General features: G+C 40.8%; 13 protein-coding genes. 9 read left to right on the forward strand and 4 right to left on the reverse strand.

Annotation, left to right across the window (positions count from 1 at the left end):
- Position 1: 1 nt before the first annotated feature.
- Entirely contained in the window at positions 2 to 1,681 is a 1,680-nt protein-coding gene (locus K7X70_RS09370; RefSeq protein ID WP_222536808.1) for a GMC oxidoreductase, read from the reverse strand.
- A gap of 189 nt (positions 1,682 to 1,870) precedes the next feature.
- Here K7X70_RS09370 and K7X70_RS09375 point away from each other — a divergent pair, with 189 nt between their 5' ends.
- On the forward strand, positions 1,871 to 2,716 hold the full coding sequence (locus tag K7X70_RS09375) for an AraC family transcriptional regulator (protein ID WP_222536809.1): 846 nt from the start codon (positions 1,871 to 1,873) through the stop codon (positions 2,714 to 2,716).
- A 101-nt stretch (positions 2,717 to 2,817) separates the two neighbouring features.
- Here K7X70_RS09375 and K7X70_RS09380 read toward each other — a convergent pair whose 3' ends face one another.
- Positions 2,818 to 4,326, reverse strand: coding sequence for a SusD/RagB family nutrient-binding outer membrane lipoprotein (locus K7X70_RS09380; protein ID WP_255607032.1), 1,509 nt, complete (start codon positions 4,324 to 4,326; stop codon positions 2,818 to 2,820).
- Positions 4,327 to 4,336: 10 nt separating this feature from the next.
- Positions 4,337 to 7,474 (reverse strand): SusC/RagA family TonB-linked outer membrane protein, encoded by a 3,138-nt coding sequence (locus tag K7X70_RS09385; RefSeq protein WP_222536811.1) that lies wholly within the window; start codon positions 7,472 to 7,474, stop codon positions 4,337 to 4,339.
- 388 nt (positions 7,475 to 7,862) lie between these two features.
- Between K7X70_RS09385 and K7X70_RS09390 the strand changes: the two genes are divergently transcribed.
- From K7X70_RS09390 to K7X70_RS09400, 3 genes are all read left to right on the forward strand, one after another.
- Entirely contained in the window at positions 7,863 to 10,223 is a 2,361-nt protein-coding gene (locus K7X70_RS09390) for a mechanosensitive ion channel family protein (RefSeq protein ID WP_255607033.1), read from the forward strand.
- 21 nt (positions 10,224 to 10,244) lie between these two features.
- Positions 10,245 to 10,670 (forward strand): hypothetical protein, encoded by a 426-nt coding sequence (locus K7X70_RS09395; protein WP_222536812.1) that lies wholly within the window; start codon positions 10,245 to 10,247, stop codon positions 10,668 to 10,670.
- Positions 10,671 to 10,793: 123 nt separating this feature from the next.
- On the forward strand, positions 10,794 to 12,404 hold the full coding sequence (locus K7X70_RS09400; RefSeq protein WP_222537166.1) for a DNA translocase FtsK: 1,611 nt from the start codon (positions 10,794 to 10,796) through the stop codon (positions 12,402 to 12,404).
- Between the two features lie 2 nt (positions 12,405 to 12,406).
- On the opposite strand, the gene K7X70_RS09405 is transcribed toward K7X70_RS09400, so the two are convergent.
- The gene (locus tag K7X70_RS09405; RefSeq protein WP_222536813.1) at positions 12,407 to 12,733 is read right to left on the reverse strand and encodes a low molecular weight protein tyrosine phosphatase family protein; all 327 of its coding nucleotides are present in this window, start codon (positions 12,731 to 12,733) and stop codon (positions 12,407 to 12,409) included.
- A gap of 222 nt (positions 12,734 to 12,955) precedes the next feature.
- Between K7X70_RS09405 and K7X70_RS09410 the strand changes: the two genes are divergently transcribed.
- From K7X70_RS09410 to K7X70_RS09430, 5 genes are all read left to right on the forward strand, one after another.
- Entirely contained in the window at positions 12,956 to 13,996 is a 1,041-nt protein-coding gene (locus K7X70_RS09410) for a sensor histidine kinase (RefSeq protein ID WP_255607034.1), read from the forward strand.
- A 5-nt stretch (positions 13,997 to 14,001) separates the two neighbouring features.
- Positions 14,002 to 14,754, forward strand: coding sequence for a LytR/AlgR family response regulator transcription factor (locus K7X70_RS09415; protein ID WP_222536814.1), 753 nt, complete (start codon positions 14,002 to 14,004; stop codon positions 14,752 to 14,754).
- A 126-nt stretch (positions 14,755 to 14,880) separates the two neighbouring features.
- Entirely contained in the window at positions 14,881 to 16,083 is a 1,203-nt protein-coding gene (locus K7X70_RS09420) for a DUF418 domain-containing protein (protein WP_222536815.1), read from the forward strand.
- Between the two features lie 82 nt (positions 16,084 to 16,165).
- Positions 16,166 to 17,017, forward strand: coding sequence for an aldo/keto reductase (locus tag K7X70_RS09425; protein ID WP_222536816.1), 852 nt, complete (start codon positions 16,166 to 16,168; stop codon positions 17,015 to 17,017).
- Positions 17,017 to 18,102 (forward strand): alpha/beta hydrolase, encoded by a 1,086-nt coding sequence (locus tag K7X70_RS09430; RefSeq protein ID WP_222536817.1) that lies wholly within the window; start codon positions 17,017 to 17,019, stop codon positions 18,100 to 18,102. Before K7X70_RS09425 ends, K7X70_RS09430 begins: the two co-directional genes overlap by 1 nt.
- Positions 18,103 to 18,119 lie beyond the last annotated feature (17 nt).

Here is an 18,119-nt window from a genome sequence, read left to right on the forward strand (position 1 = left end):
ATCAGCTGTTATTTTTCTTTAATTCGGACACGGCATGATCCACTGCCCTGGCGGTTAAAGCCATATAAGTAAGGGACGGATTCTGACAAGCAGAGGAGGTCATGCAGGCACCATCGGTCACGTAAACATTAGTACAATCCCATACCTGGTTCCATTTATTCAGCACCGAAGTTTTTGGATCTCTACCCATTCTTACAGTGCCCATTTCATGAATCCCATGCCCTAAAGCATGGCCACCATCATAGGTATTCACGTTTTTCACACCTGACGCTTCCAACATGGCACGCATTTCCTCCTGCATATCTTTGCGCATTTTCAACTCATTCTCTTTCAATTCGGCATCCATATTCAATACCGGCAGTCCCCATTTGTCTTTCACCATTTTATCAAGGGATATTTTATTTTCATGGTATGGAAGGATTTCACCAAAGCCGGTTGCGCCGATCGTCCATTGACCCGGTTCGGTTAAAGCATCTTTTAAGTCGCCGCCAAGCTGTAATTCGGCGATCTCCCTACCCCATCCTTGTCGGCTAGCGCCTCCCTGATAGCCAAAACCACGCAGGTAATCCCGTTTATCGCCACCTAGATTGACAAACCTTGGAATATAAAAACCATTCGCTCTTCTACCGTACACATATTGGTCTTCAAAACCTTCTACGGTTCCAGAAGCCCCAATATTATAGTGGTGGTCCATCACATTGTGCCCTAATTCTCCACTGCTGCTGCCCATACCTTCTGGCCAAACCTCAGTTGCGGAATTCATCAGAATCCAGGCGGTATTTAAGGTCGAAGCACATAGAAAGACAAGCTTACTTTTAAACTCGATAGTTTGATTGGTTTCTGTATCCAAAACCTCTACACCTGTTGCCTTTTTAGCATTCTTATCGTATAGTACCTCCTTTACCAATGAGTAAGGCCGAACGGTCAGATTTCCAGTTTTCATGGCAGCGGGTAAAGTAGAAGATTGTGTGCTAAAATATCCACCAAACGGACATCCTTCCCAGCAGCGATTCCTAAACTGGCATTTTGTTCTGCCGGGAATCCCGGCGGTCAGGTTGGCCACCCTGCCAATGATTAAATGCCTTTTTTCATGGTATTCTTTTTTTATTCTTTCGGCAATGTCTTTTTCCACACAATTCAACTCCATAGGCGGTAAAAACTGACCATCAGGCAATTGGGGAAGCTGCTCAATAGAGCCGCTGATTCCTGCAAATTTCTCTACATGGTCGTACCATGGGGCGAGGTCATCATAGCCAATTGGCCATGGAACGCCGACATTATCTTTTTCATTAGCTTCGAAATCCATCGGACTCCAGCGGTAAGACTGCCTACCCCATAGAATAGAGCGACCACCCATTCGGTAGCTGCGCCACCAGGTAAAAGGTTTGGTTTCTGTATAAGGACAGTCCTGTTCATTTGCCCAGCCATCCATGACTTCTTCGGCAGCTGCCCAACCCCGGTGAATCACCGGATAATTCTTTTTCTGTTCTTGTGTGGTACGGCCATGATGTTCCATTTCCCAGGGATTTTTCTGAGCGGTCTTATAATCTTTAACATGATCATAAGGCCCTCCCCGTTCTAACATCAGTACTTTTAGTCCTTTTTCACAGAGTTCTTTTGCAGCCCAACCTCCGCTTATGCCGGAACCGACAACAATGGCATCGTAAGTGTTATTTTCCAATTTGTGTGTGGTTTATTTTAATAAAATCGCCTGCACCCATCCTTAACGTTAATTTTAAATGTACCTAATTACATTGCTCCCATTCAACTGTTATATAGCTAAAAAAATATGCTATCTGATCAATTATTAGATTAAATAACCTTATTTTAGGTTAGAATAGCAGATGAAACAACACACAAAGCAGCCTTGATGAAAACATTAATACAAAAAATTTATGTGGAAGAACATCATTCTTTTGCTTGTCGGACCTATAAAACACCTCATTTTGAAACGGCCTGGCACAAGCATCTGGAATGTGAATTGATCCTGATCACCGCAGGAAATGGAACAGCTTTAATCGGTGATTATATAGGAGAATATAAGGAAGGAGATGTGTTTTTTCTGCAGAGCAATGTGCCGCATTGGTTCAGAAAACTACAGAATAATGCTATTGGCAGTGCCATTGTTCTTCAGTTTTTAAGCGATTTCTGGGGTGACGTTTTTTTATCCTTGCCGGAGATGAAACCTGTTGCAAGGCTATTAGGGCAAGAAAATACCGCCATTCAGTTACAAGGGGCATTGTCAGATGAGATCACTGCCATCATCCGGCAGCTCGAATATGCGGAGGGTCTGGATCGCATTCAGCTGCTTTTGAATGCCATGCTGCGCATCGGCAGTTCTAATGAATACCAGGTGGTCACGATGGCGAGCAGTACATCAAGTAGCTCTGCAGAAAATTCGGTTATAGAATCTGTCATAGATTACTCGTTTAAGCACTTCCTGAGTCCTATTTCTTTAAAGGAAATTTCCGGAATCACCAACATGTCTATCCCTGCTTTTTGCCGGTTCTTTAAACGCAACATAAAAAAAAGCTATCTTGATTTCCTGAAAGAGATCAGAATTGGACATGCCTGTAAGTTATTAAGGGATACGGATCGTGCAATTTTAGACATCTGTTACAACAGCGGTTACAATAGCTGGGCGAATTTTAGTAAACAGTTTAAGGTAGTCTCCAAACTCAGTCCTTCAGCCTATAGAAAACAATATAAAAAATAAGTACTGCTGTAAAATTACTTTTCAGTAAAAGAAAAAACTCCCTTGAAACGTATTTCAAAGGAGTGTTTATGTTTAAGTTTATCAATGGATGCCGCTCACCATTATTTTACTGCCCAGGTTAATCCATTTTGATTGTCCGCTCCAGCAAACTGACGCTGCAATGCGGCTTTTAAATTTACATCATTCACGGTATATTCTCCTGTTGGATAAGCCCATCTTGTTGGAATCAAATTATTATTGGCATTTGCAGGACCAATATCAAATTTTGGGACACCAGTTCTTCTATAATTGTAATAAGCTTCGCGACCAGAATTCTGAAAGAAAGCCACATATTTTTGTTCCAGAATCTGCTCCAAGCCTGCTTTAGTATTTCCGATGTACGCGTTTTTTGTCAGGAAAGCTGAAATTACAGGAGGCGTTGTGATGCCATAAAACTTGATGGATTCCGTAATGCCCTGCTCATAATAACTGGCTGCATTTCCAGATGCCCAGCCTCTGTTGATCCCTTCAGCGATGATAAAATTAGTTTCTGACGCACCAAGCTGAACTGCAGGAATTCCCGATGGCGAGGAAAGCCAGTAGTCAAAATTAATCATGCTCAATTTTCCGGCAATGGCCTGATCTTTTAAAGTGGTCTGTAATTCGCCAGTGCGCCCTCCTTTAAATGAGCTAAATTGACTGGCATAACCAGGATCACCGCTTAATTTGGCGGAATCGGTCGGCAAAGCCACTACAAATACCCTTGGATCATTTGTTTTGGTCAGGATGTTCATATAGGTTGCACCCAGATTATTTCTAAGGTCTTTTTTCAATACTACACCATTAGAAGGCCATAGCGGATAATTATTGGAAACATTCGAGGTATTGTAAACCAGCTGAAAATTATCCGCATTGCTCAGGATCAAAGGGTATTTAGCAGGATTAGATACAATTGCTGCAAACTGTTCTTTTATTTTCAAATCTGGCGTATCCTCCGCACGTTTACTTAAAGAGATCAGGATCCTCAAATGTAAGGAGTTGACCAGTTTCTGCCATTTGGCAAGATCGCCACCATAAAAGAAATCACCATCTACCTTCGTCTGCGCCAATACAAAAGGTGTTAAATTCGTGTTCGCTTCTTCCAGCAATTGCAGCGACTGGCGGTAAACTTCTTTTTGTTCATCGTATTTCGGCTTGAAATTAGCCTCTGACGCACCTTTTAAAGCCTCACTCATTGGAATATCGCCAAACATTTCTGTAGCAGAAATAAAGAAATAAGCTTTGAAAAACTTGGCGAGTGCCAGGTATGCTGCAGCAGGTTCCCCCACTCTCATCGCTTCGATTTCCATGCGCTGCACGTTTCTCAATTGCGTATAAGCTGCATAATCTGAAGTGGTCCAATTGTAAGACTGGTTTCCATAGTAAGCTTCGTTCATCACCATAAACTGATTATGGCGCTGGTCTGTGGTCCATGGTGCTTGTGAGCTGTTTAACAGTAAGCCTGTAAAAATCAGCTTCGGCGAAACATTTAAGATGGCTGCAGGATCTTTTTGCAATTCTTCCGTTTTCTTGCAGGAAGAACATGCGATGATCAGCATGCCTGCTAATATTGAATATATTTTAGTTTTCATAAGTCTAATTTTAGAAAGTAACATTTAAGTTGAGACCAAAGCTTTTTACCGAGGGTGTCTGCAATCCAGCACCGGAGATAAACTGATCCAGGTCCATATTTCTGGTTCCTTTACCCGTAAAATAGAGGAGATTTCTACCTACCAATGATAGACTTGCGGCACTCAGGATCTTTGTTCTTTGCAGGAAGTTTGCTGGCACGTTATAGGTCAGCACTACCTCTCTCAGCTTCACAAATGTTCTGCTGCGCATCAGTTCATAATTCGATCTGTTAAAGTTTCTAGCCCAGGTCTGGTACAATACCGGGACATCATTATTGGCAAATACGCGGGTATCAGAAATCACATTGCCATCCTGGTCGGTATTTAAAGCACCGCTAACAATCTTTAAACCATCCGTCATCACGCTGCCTTTCCAACTGGAGTTTGCTCTGTTTTGCCAGTCCAACAGTCGGTAAGGGCTATCAGATGCTGGTGCAGTTCCAGAGTTCCATTGAGAATCATCCACAGCATTGGCGATTTTGCCACCAAAACGACCATCCACCTGGAAACTCAAACCAATACTTTTGTATCTGAAAGAGTTGTTGATACTGGCTACAAAATTATTGTCGCTATAGCCAACAAGGCTTCTATAAGGATTTAAAGCAGGCAATCCATTCGTACCTACAATCATTTTTCCGTTCGGATCACGCTGGAAATCGGTAATGAAATAACCATCGGCTCTATCTCCAACTTTGATTAATCCATCTCTTTCCAGGATGCCATCAATTTTATTCAGCCAGCGGTGATTCGTTGACCAGTTCAGCACTACATTCCATAAGAAATCAGTGGTCTTTACCGGACTTCCGTCTACCGTTATTTCCAGTCCTTTTCTCACATAGGTAAACGCATTTTTTTGAGTAGAAGTCACTCCTGAAGTCGGACTCACTGTAAGGTTTACAATTTCCGGCCCTTCAATATTATAGAATGCGGCAGCATCAAATCCGATCCTGTTGTTTAAAAATCTGGCTTCCAGTCCTACCTCTGTTGTTTTCACCCTTGCCGCTAAAATATCAGGGTTCGTCAGGACGCCGCTATAAGTAACTCCTGTATTGTTGTTCCATCGGGTGGCGTAAGGTGTATACGTGGAGTTCAATTTATAGATGTCGTATTGTGCATCTTCTTTAGCAAGATCAGAGGCCACATTGGCATAAGAACCTCTCATTTTCAAGAAGGAAATTCCTTTTGGCAGTTCAACCATTTGAGAAATTACGGCACTTAATGAAGCTGAAGGATAGAAATAGGCATTGTGCTTTTTAGGTAAAGTGCTGGATTTATCATACCTCCCGGTTAAGTTCAGAAACAAATAATTCTTATAATCCAAGTCTACCAAACCGTAGGTACTGGCTACTTGTCTGTGCCCATAATCATTCGTTGGTACCGAAGGCAATACGGTGTTAGCCAGGTCATATACGCCAGGAACAATCAGTCCGCCATTGGTACTTGCACTTAATGAGCTTACTTTTACGGTTCTTAAATTTGCAAAAACCGAAGATTTGAATCCAAAATCTTTAAATCTATCCGCATAGCTGAATGAGGCTTCGGTATTGTTTTCCCAGAATTTATCGTATACCTCCTGATAACCACCTACCTGGTTTACGCCATCATTATAGAAGTTTCCTGATACCGGAATACGTTTAGTGCGGGACCTGTTCCAGGTACTCACATTACTTCTAAGGTTAAAATTCAACTTATCGGTAATGCTGTATTTCATGGAAAGGTGTCCATAGATATCATCTTTTGCATAGCTATGCAAGTTTTCATAAGCCGTAAAATACGGGTTGTTATAAATTGTATATTCTCTGTTGTATTGCTGAATATTCTCCTGACCAGGTTTCCAGTAGTTCTGAAGATCTCTGACGTCGTAATCGGCACCACCCCAGATGTTCATCAGGTATACATAACTGTTGGGCCCATAATTCGCATCCGGATAGTTTGGTGTGATCTGTTTATTGTAATTGATATTCGCTTCAAACCTTACTTTTTTACCTGCATTTAATCCGCCTGAAAAATTAAAGTTTGTACTGCCTAATTTGGTATTTGGCACTGTACCACGCTGCAGCATCTGCGAAAGTGAGACACGCATATCACCAACTTCACTTTTGGTAGAGATTGCGACGTTATTGGTGCTCAACAGTCCATCACGTAGGAAATTCTTCAGGTTATCTTTTCCTCTCGCCAGCCATGGGATCGGTACCAGCGCTTTAGTGACCGGATCAACTGGACTATTGTATTGATTGATGAGCTGACCTTCAAATCTTGGTCCCCATACAAAATAATCATTGTCGTTGATACCACCACCTTTTCCATCTTTAAATTCATACTTAAAATTGTCGCCAGCACCATAAGCAGTCTGATAATCAGGGATTGCATTATAGCCGGTTTGTAACTGTGTACTGGAGTTAAAGTCGACCGAAAATCCTTTGCTGATCGAGCCTCCTTTTTTTGTGGTGATCAGGATCGCTCCTCTCTGACCCCTGCTTCCATACAATGCAGCAGCATTTGCACCTTTCAATACGGAGTACGTTTCAATATCATCCGGACTTAAGTTCCAGGAATCGGAGCTGATCGGTACGCCGTCTACTACGATCAGCACCCCAGACTGTCCCCGCAGGTAAATCCCAGGATCTCCAAACAGGTTGGCACTTGGGGTAATCGTCAGACCGGCAACTTTTCCTGTCAGCGAGCTGATTCCATTGGGTTCCCTTGCCTTTACCAGATCGCTTCCTTTAACTTCCTGAACGGAGTAGCCTACTGCTTTTTTCTCCTTTTTAATGCCTAGTGCAGTCACCACCACATCATCCAGCGATTTACTGTCGCTCTGTAAGGTGATGTTATTTGCAGAGATACTGCTCACTTTTACTTGTTTAGTCTTGTAACCAATCGATCTGATTTCCAAAAGATCTTCCAGTGCTCCAATGATACTAAATCCCCCTTTAAAATCAGTTGAAGTACTTTTTCCGTTATTTTTGTTCGTCACAGTCGCACCAGGAATCGGCCCCGATTCATCTGCAACAGTCCCGGTTATTTTGGACTGCCCATACATGTTAATGCTGCAGAACATGAGAAATACCGTGAATAGTAATTTCCCTTTTGTGTAGAATTGATTCATAATTTAGTTATTGATTTGTTTAGCAAAACTAAACTCTGTTTATAAACACACTACTAAACATTCGTTAAGCATTTGTAAACGACCATAACTAAACCATTGTTTATGTGGATGAAAAAAGCCCGATTCTTAATTAAAGAACCGGGCTGGTTAGGATTAAATTAACATTAGTTGTGATTAACCGATTTTATCGGCGCTGGGCAGCGATAGCTATCAATAGAAATCAGCACCACATTTCTTGTTATTGTAGGTTAAGGATTTATAATAACGCTTTTCTGAATTTTATCCTTCCTATCAAAAATTATGGGTTATCACAATCTATATAACTATTTTTGCGACTTCAACGGCTTTCATACTGTTGGATCGCTCTACCCTACTTCCTAAAAATCCAATGACAGAAAGACCTCTTTTTTCCCTATCCATTCGCCAGACGATCGCCTTATTACTGGCCTTATGCCTTTCTATTCCTGCTTTTGCGCAAAAAAACAAACATATAAATCAGGATCATCAGGACATTTCGATCCTTTCTGACTCAGCCACGCTGACGAAAAGCGATTACCTCAGCCATCTTGAAAAAGTATTTGAAACGGTTAATAAAGTTCCCGTTACCGTGGGTTCCTTTAAGAAGCTGACTCCCATAGCCGCACATTTAACACAGGATGAAGCTGCCCTTGCTTTACTCAAAAGCAGGCTCAGCCAAAGTGATAGAACGCCGAACCTGCAAAACCTGCAGATGGATCAGACTTTACTGAAAGAGCTTCAAACCAACAATACGGAGTGCCTGACAGATCTCGATGAATATGAAAAAGAATTGAGGGAACTAAAAACAGAAATCCTCAACCTGCGTAAGGATACGGTGCTGATCAAGCTTTTCACACTGCCCTCCATGCGCACCCTGTTTAAAGACGAATTTGCAGAGCTCCAGAAAAAACACCTGGTCATGGATAGCCTCCTGAAAACGGCCACTTTATCGATAAATAACCTGCAGGCGCGAACTTCAGCGAACCTGATCAACATTAAAGAACTGATGTACCTGACGGACAGACAGCTCGATGCAGTCAGCATCAAAGCTTTCGGGAAAGAACGACGCTACCTTTGGGAGTCTTCAACGCGTAAAGGTAAAGGTCTTGGCTTCCGTAAGTTCATCAATGGCGAACAAGAAATATCAGGCTATTACTTCGTTTACACCCGAAGCAGCCGCATGCTACTGATCTTTACCTGCCTCACTTTCTTCTTCTGGGTGTTCTTTAATTTCAGGAGCATGAAGCGGCACGACCGATTGGAAGCGCTCGACGACTTCTCTTTACTGAATCCACAGCCCTACCTGATTACCTTTATCATGCTGTTTACCCTGGCCCCGATATTCGACCTCAAGGCACCGGCATTATACATCGAATCTGTACAGATTATACTCGCTATTTTACTGACATTTTTCTTCCGTAAAAGACTTTCTTCAAAGCTGTTTTACTATTGGTGCATCTTTGCAGTACTACTATTAGCACCGGTTTTTCTACGTTTATTAGGAATTCCTCCAAAATTTCAGCGCTGGCTGCTGCTCTTCCTAAGCATCAGTTCTATGGTCTTTGGGACTATGATCCTAAGGAAACTGGATGAGCAGGAAAAAAGGTATAGAATGATCCTGGTAACTGGATATATTTATACCATCTTCGCCTTCATTGCTGTTTTTTGCAATCTTTTTGGCCGTTTCACACTGACACAGATTTTCTATTCCACAGGAGTCAATTCTTTGCTGAATGCCATTTCCTTAACCATCCTGGCAAAAGTATTTGTGGAAGCCTTTTTACTACAAATGAAAAGCAGCAGGATCCGTAAAGGTTATCCTGAATATTTCGACTGGCATCCGGTGATTTCAGGTCTTAAAAGGATTACCGGAATTGGTGCAACCATCATCTGGTTTATTATTTTCACCACCAACCTTAATATTTTCAATGGCCTGTACGAGTCCTTAATGGAAGTCCTTATAGAAAAAAGAACGATTGGAAACTTCTCCTTTACCTTTGGTGGTATCGTCCTGTTTTTAGGCATCATCTGGACCGCCAACTTTTTACAGAAATACATTGCCTATTTCTTTGGAGATACTGGCGATGATGATATTGAAGACAATAAAGGGCAGCGTTCAAAATTACTGATTACACGCCTGGTACTGCTCATTGGAGGATTCATGATCGCCGTTGCCGCATCCGGACTTCCAATCGACAAAATTACCGTCATCCTTGGTGCCCTTGGTGTGGGTATCGGACTAGGTTTACAAAATATCGTGAGCAATTTCGTATCAGGGATCATTCTTATTTTTGATAAAACGATCCGTATAGGTGATGTGGTGGAATTGAGCAATAAAAAAGGAAGGGTGAAAGAAATTGGTGTTCGTGCGAGTACCCTGCTCACAGAAGAAGGTGCCGAAATTATTATTCCTAACGGGGCGATTTTATCAAACAACATCATCAACTGGACGCTCAGCAATAACCAGATGCGGATAGACATCTCTTTAACGATCGCTAAGCCATTCAATTCAACGGAGGTAGTGAATCAGATCAGGGATATTATCATCAATAACAACAACGTCTTTATCAACAAAGAACCAGTGATCATGATCAGTCCGGTGAGTAAGCAGAACAGCAACATAAAAATATACTTCTGGTGTAAGGACATTTCCAATGCGGATATGACCAGGAACATCGTGATTGCGCAGATATTTGAAGCCTTTGAAGAGAAAGAAATAGAAATTGTATAATTAAACCAGGAGATCCTAATTATGAAAACTGCTTTTTATTCTCTTATGGTTATCATGTTCTGCAGTTCAGCCACCTGCAGAAAAGCACAATCAGGTAGTACTCTGGAGCACAGCCTCATTGGCACATGGAAATACATTGGAAAAAGCGGGGGTTATGCCGGCAAACAAGAAAAAGCCGATCCATCACGGAAGGTGATTCTTCAATTTAACAATGGGTTCCGTTACCAGCAAAAGATAAACGACAAGATTTCCGACCAGGGATCTTATGAAATATTTAAGGTGAAAAGCATTTATTCGGGGAAGGAAGATCATGCGATACGTTTCAGATCGACATTAACCGCTCCGAGTAGAGACCATATCATTTCCATGCGAAATGACAGCTTAACACTTGCTGATAACGTCTATGATGGGTTTCAGATGGAATACATCAGAGCAACCCCTAAGTGATTCGATATATTATATTTATATTTAGTGAGTTAACATCTCCAACAATACTAAATGGACAAAAAAATCTCGAACACAGATTCATTGCCCTAATCAGAAAATCGTACTAACGATCCTAAGCTTGACCTGCCAAATTATAAATATCCTAGCCTAGATTTATTAGAAAGCTATGATGAAAGCATCGCTATTGATGCAGAAATACTTGAAGTAAATAAACACAAAATAGTCCAAACATTCAGCTATAGCAAAATTGAAATACTAAGTATAAGAGCTATAGTTGGACCAACACTTACCCGTTACGAATTTGTTACAGCACCAGGTGCTAGGGTCACAAAAATTAAAAGTTTAAAAGGTGATTTAGCCCTAATTTTGGCTGCCGATATTAATATTATAGGCCCTATCCCGGGAATGGGAACTATGGGTATCGAGGTTCCTCATAAAACTCCTGGAATAGTATCTATTCGGTCCATCTTGGCCACTGAAAAATTCCAAATGTGTGACTTTGATTTACCTATTGCTCTGGGTAGAACTATGAATAATGAGGTGACAATTGTCGATTTAACTAAACTACCTCACTTGTTGATTTCTGGTGCAACTGGCCAAGGTAAATCGGTATGTCTCAATGCCATACTCTTTTCACTGATTTATAAAAAACATCCTTCACAATTGAAGTTTGTGTTAATTGATATTAATAAATTAGAATTGAGTCTTTTCCTGGGAATACAACAGCACTTTCTAGCTAAATTACCAGGTAAGGTAGATCCTATTATTACTGATAAACAAAGTGCGATAGATGCACTCACGGGCTTGACTATTGAATTGGATTTACGTTATGATTTATTGAAGAATGCTGGCCTGCGTCATATTAAAGAATACAACCAAAAGTTTACAGATCAGAAATTAGATACGAATCATGAGCATCGATTCCTTCCATTTATTGTAGTAATGATTGATGAGTTTGCTGAATTATTAACAGCAAATAAACAACTGGAATTACTAATAAGCCGTTTGGTACAGCTAGGACGGGCCGCAGGTATTCATCTGATCATATCCACACAACAGCCTTCTGTGAAAATTATTACAGGTACAATTAAAGCAAATTTCACTTCTAGATTAGCATTTAGAGTATCGTCTCCTATCGAATCCCGGACAATTCTGGATCATAATGGTGCGGAGCTGTTAAATGGAAACGGTGATATGCTGCTATCTACAGGAGCTGAAATTATTCGCTTGCAAGGCGCTTTTGTAGATACAAAAGAAGTGCTTAGATTAAATCAATTTATTGGCTACCAACAAGGATATCCCGAAGCCTATTTATTGTCAAAATATGTGACGGATCCATTTCCCTCTTTAACTTCGGTTCGTCGTGATTCGTTATTTTCTGATGCGGCAAGATTAATTGTGATGCATCAGCAGGGATCTACTTCTCTTATACAGAGAAAACTAAAAATTAATTATGATCGTGCTTCCCATATTATTGATCAATTAGAAGCTACTGGAGTAATTGGGCCATTTTGCGGAAGTAATGCGAGGGAAGTCAAAATTCATGATGATTATGATCTCGAAGTGTTTTTGCATAGTTTAAATTTAGATCAATCTACTTTTTTTATCCCAGAACCTATAAAAGCAGAACCCAAGCAGACTAAAGTCACTCCAATTGACACACCTAGTATAAAACCAAAAACCGATTCTAATAAGGGCAGCTTTTGGAACCGATTCTTTAGTGAAATTTTTTAAGATTAACCCCTTAAATAGGGTTTCATCACCATTTCCAGCATATCAATTAATTCGATATCCATATATTGATAATCATCAGGAATATCCATTACAACAACCTGCCTATGATCCAATAAAGATGGATATTTCTGCTGTATCCATTGTTTATGCTGCTTTTCCATGACAAATATCAGGTCAGCCCATTCCAGTAATTTTTCATTTACTTTAATTCTGGCAGAGCTCGATGTCCCTGCAGAACGAACACTGATGCCATCCACATTTTTGAATATATCTTCGGCAGTTCTACTACGCCATTGATTACGGCTACAAATGAAAAGAAAATTGTTCAAATCTAAAGTACAATTAAAGGTTACAGCTTTGGGAATTAAATGAAGGAGAATTCCAAAGGTGCAAAATTAGTTGATGATAAAATAAAATTCCCTAAAGTGACAATAGTACACCTCCTCCCTTTCGTCTTAAACCCCATGATTTTCGCTTTGATGCATATCATGAGAAATTGTGACTAAAAACCTGATCTTTGTAAAAGACGAAAAGCCTTAATTTCTTATATTATGGGTAGATCGTTTATTACAAAAACAAGGAACACATTGCTAAAAAAATACAATTCTTACCAGTTACTTTTCATCAGCCTGATCGCCGCATTATTTGTGATGTATCCAGATATGACCTGGTTGCCATTCGAGCTGAAAAACATTGCTGAATCGGAGAAAACCAATTATGTTGCTTTCTTTTTGTTGCGCTATACTTTCCTGGTCGCATTGGTCTTTTTATTGATAAAAATCAACTTACATCAGATCAACACTGTGCTCTTCAAAAAGCGTTTCGCCTATAACACACTAATTTCTGCGGTGGCCTACATGATCTACGGAGGCCTTACTTTTTTGATCTATGGACGATTGAAACATTTTGGGAGTTTAGTCCTGTTCCAATTTTTTGTGGTATCCATTCTTAGTACGCTAATGGGACATATCGTGATCCTGTACCATGAACAGCGGAAAAGAGAGCAGGAAATTGAGGAATTAAGGGTAAAAAATCTGCAAAGTCAGTATGATGCTTTAACCAACCAGATTAATCCGCATTTCTTTTTTAATTCACTAAATGGCCTGACCTCCTTAATCCGGAAAAAGAACAATGAAGAAACACTGACTTATGTAAATAAGCTGTCTGATGTATTTCGCTACATCCTTCAAAGCAACAAAAAAGGACTAGTTACGCTTGGAGAAGAGCTGACATTTGTGGATGCCTTTCGCTATATGATGGAGGTCCGCTTTGCAAATAAACTGGAATACCGTGTAGATATTGATGAAAAAGTATTGTCACAGAAGATCCCAGTCCTTTCTATTCTTCCGCTGCTTGACAATATAGTGGTTCACAATATGATCGACAGCGATCATAAAATGACCGTTGACCTCTCTATTAATGCAGCTAATGAATTGGTGGTTTCTAACCCCATTTACCCGAAACTAGCTCCTGCGGCAACGAACGGAACAGGACTTAAAAACTTAGAAAGTCGATTTCTATTGCTGATGAATAAGCAGATCCGGATAGAAAACAAAGCGGATAGATTCAACGTTTACTTACCATTAGGATAACCAATATGAAGCTACTGATTGTTGAAGATGAGACTGCTGCTTACGAAAGTTTAGTAGAGATTTTAAACGAAATTGATCCTGATATAGAAGTGATCGGAAATACTGAAAGTATCAGCCAAACCATTAAATGGCTGAAGGAACGTAACCTACCTGATCTGATCTTAATGGACATCCATTTGTCTGACGGTACTGCGTTCTTGATATTTGAGCACATAGACATAGAAATCCCGATCATTTTTACAACAGCTTATGACGAGTACGCAATCGAAGCATTCAAAGTAAACAGCATCGACTACTTACTTAAGCCTATAAAAACCTATGAATTGCAACGTGCAATTCAGAAATTCAAGAAACTTTCCCGCAGCCAGCTCAGCGAATATTTATCCAAATTACCACAGCTTGCCCCTACAGCTCGTTATACCAGCAAACTATTAATTCCCCTGAATGATAAACTACTGCCAATTAATATTCAAGAGGTTTCTTTTTTTTATACTAGTGATAAAAATACGATTGTGGGTCTGAAAAATGGAAAAACTTACAGCTACCCAAAAACTTTAGAGCAGATTTTTAACAGCTTAAATCCAGCCCATTTCTATCGGGCAAACAAACAATATATTCTTTCCCGACATGCCGTTCAAAACATTACGATATGGTTTGACAGCCGGTTACTCATTACCCTCGACACGGAAGTTCCTGAACGCATTTATATCAGTAAAAATAAAGCTGCCGATTTTAAAGATTGGTTTGTCAATGGGTAAGAAAATAAGTTTTCCGCATCGGCTTTCGTCTTTAAGTGCTTGATTTTCGCTTTGGTTCCCCACCTCAAAAATGCAGCTGCTAATTTCTTGATTTTTGTATCATCAGACCTTAGAAGATGACATTTCATGCAGGCAATCAGTAAACAAGAAAGTACAAACAAGAGAATTACAGTAATCGATGCCATGCGTGGCATTACCTTAATCGGAATTTGCGCCACACATGCCTTCCAGCATTTCGGCGCATTTTCCAGTAATGCAGCTCCGCTATTTCCCTGGATTGGCACAATGGATGAAATCAGCACCTGGATCCTTCAATATTTGGTCATGGGCAAATTCTTTATCATTTTTTCTTTTCTCTTTGGCCTGAGTTTCTTCATCCAAATGGATAGCGCAGCTAAAAAAGGAATTGATTTTCGAGGGCGATTTGTGTGGCGTTTAACCTTACTTTTTTTGATCGGACTAGCGCATAGTGCTATTTTCCGCAATGATATTTTAATCATTTATGCCGTATTGGGTCTGCCTTTGGTGCTGATGTATCGTTTACCTGATAAATGGCTGATTGCTATTGCACTGTTTTTTGTGTTAGGTGGTGCTCAATTGGCCTATACCGGCTATAAATCTGTAGTTCAATCAAGTCCAGCCCAGCAGATGGAAGCACCTGCAGAACGAAGAGCAAGATGGCAGGAGATCTTCCTTAATGGAGATTTTTCGGAGAATATTCGTCACAATACCACCGAACAGCTCAACTTTAAATTCAATTTCCAGTTCGGAGAATCTGGTCGTGCTTACATGACCATGGGATTTTTTATCTTGGGTTTACTAGCCGGACGTATTCGACTGTTTCAAGACCTGGATCAATACCGAAATCAACTGCTAAAAGCCGCCTGGATTGCTTTAGGCCTGGTGCTTTTACTCTATGTCCTAAAACCTTATTTACCACAAGGCCAAAAGCTGAGTTTCTCCGCCTGGCTGGCCATTCCTATAGAGAGTTTGATCAACCTGCTTTCGGCGTATTTGTGGATGATCCTGATCACTGAATTTTATAGAAAAACCACGATACAAAAACGTCTGGAAAAAATAGTCAGCTACGGACGAATGGGGCTTACCAATTATATGCTGCAGTCTGTTTTAGGTGTACTGATTTTCTATGGCTATGGCCTGGCATTGCACCATGAATTAGGGGTGTTTTTAAGTGTGATGGTGTGCTTGTTTTACACCGTTTTACAAATCCAGATGAGTCATTACTGGTTGAAAAAATTTCGCTATGGCCCTGTGGAATGGCTCTGGAGATCTGGAACTTACCTAAAGTGGCAGCCATTAAAACGATAATCGCACAATTGTGTTGTAACAATTCATTCCTCCTAAACCTGATCTTTTAAAGATCAAAATCTTATCCTAAAAAACAGTTGCCATGAAAACAGTCAAATTGAACAACGGAATAGAAATGCCAATCTTAGGATTTGGTGTATTTCAAATCCCAAATGCCGCTGAGTGCGAAAAAGCAGTAATTGAAGCCATCGAAACAGGCTATAGATCAATAGATACAGCTGCCTCCTACCTGAATGAAGCCGCTGTAGGCCTGGCCATTAAAAATAGTGATATAGCAAGAGCGGAGCTTTTTATCACCACCAAACTTTGGGTGCAGGATACGGGCTATGAAAAAACAAAGGCAGCATTTCAGCGATCTATTGAAAGACTGCAATTAGATTATCTGGACTTATACCTGATCCATCAGCCTTACGGTGACATTTTCGGTTCATGGAAGGCCATGCAGGAACTTTACCAGGAAGGAAAAATCAAGGCGATCGGAGTTGCCAATTTTCAACCCGATAGGGTCATTGACCTGATCATCAACAGTGGCTTTACTCCTGCAGTCAATCAAATAGAAACCCACCCTTTCCAGCAACAAATTGAAGCACAAAAGTTTCTAGCTGAAAACAAGGTACAAATTGAATCCTGGGGACCGTTTGCAGAAGGAAAAAACAACATTTTCAATAATGAAGTATTAGCTGCCATTGGACATAAATACAATAAAAGTGTAGCACAGGTCATCCTTCACTGGTTAACACAAAGAGGTGTTGTTGCCATTCCTAAATCAGTTAGAAAAGAAAGAATGGTAGAAAACTTTAACATTTTCGACTTTGAACTTTCCAGCGAAGATCTGGAGTCCATCAACACTTTAGACACAAAAACAAGCTTGTTTTTTGATCACAGAGACCCTGCCATGGTAAAATGGCTGAGTGAACGCAAATTAGATATTTAATGATGAAAAAAGAATTCGTCAGGTGCCTGGGAGCCCTCACATTGGTGCTGGCAACGACCATATCGGTCAGTGCCCAACAAAAACAGAAAGCCTTAACCATTGTTCAGCAAGGCAGTTTCGCCATTGGAGGAACCTTGAAAACCGAACCAGGAAATTTCGAGTTGGATCATGCACTGAAGGCACAGGGACAGACTTTCCATGGCGACCATGCCTATGTCTTCTACCAAAATCCGGTAAAAGCCCGCCAATATCCTTTGGTTTTTCTACATGGAGCCGGACAGTCAAAAAAGACATGGGAAACTACGCCAGACGGAAGAGAAGGCTTTCAAAACCTCTTCCTGAGACGTAGGTACAGTGTTTATCTCCTCGACCAACCCAGAAGAGGTGAAGCTGGAAAAAGCACTGTCGCGGCAACCATCAGCCCGATCCCGGACGAACAGTTCTGGTTCACACAATTCAGAATCGGCAATTATCCTGATTACTTCCCAAATGTCCAGTTTCCAAAAGATGCGGTTTCCCTTGAGCAGTTTTACAGACAGATGACGCCAAATACCGGTGCTTATGATCCCATTGTGGTCACTGATGCAGTGTCGAAATTATTTGATAAGATCGAAGCAGGTATATTGATCACGCATTCACAAGGTGGTGGCCCCGGCTGGTTAACTGCCATAAAAAATGAGAAAGTGAAAGCTGTTGTCGCTTACGAACCTTACAGCGGTTTCGTTTTCCCTGCAGGAGAACTGCCAAAGCCAATAAAATCTACAGGGCTTTTTGGCGAGCTGAAAGCTTCAGTAATTCCCTTGTCAGATTTCATTAAACTGACCAGGATACCTATCGTCATCTACTATGGCGATCACATCGCTAAAGAACCCAGCAAGGTGTGGAATATGGATCATTGGCGATCAGGGCTAGAAATGGCGCGGATATGGGTAGCCACAATCAACAAACACGGCGGCAATGCCACGGTAGTACATCTGCCGGAGATCGGCATTCATGGCAACACCCACTTTCTTTTTGCTGACCTGAATAATGTCGAAGTAGCTGATGTGCTGTCCAGCTGGCTGAGAAAAAACAATCTGGATTAAATACAACATCAATGAGC

Source organism: Pedobacter polysacchareus (assembly GCF_019802255.1).
GTDB classification, from domain to species: Bacteria; Bacteroidota; Bacteroidia; order Sphingobacteriales; family Sphingobacteriaceae; genus Pedobacter; species Pedobacter polysacchareus.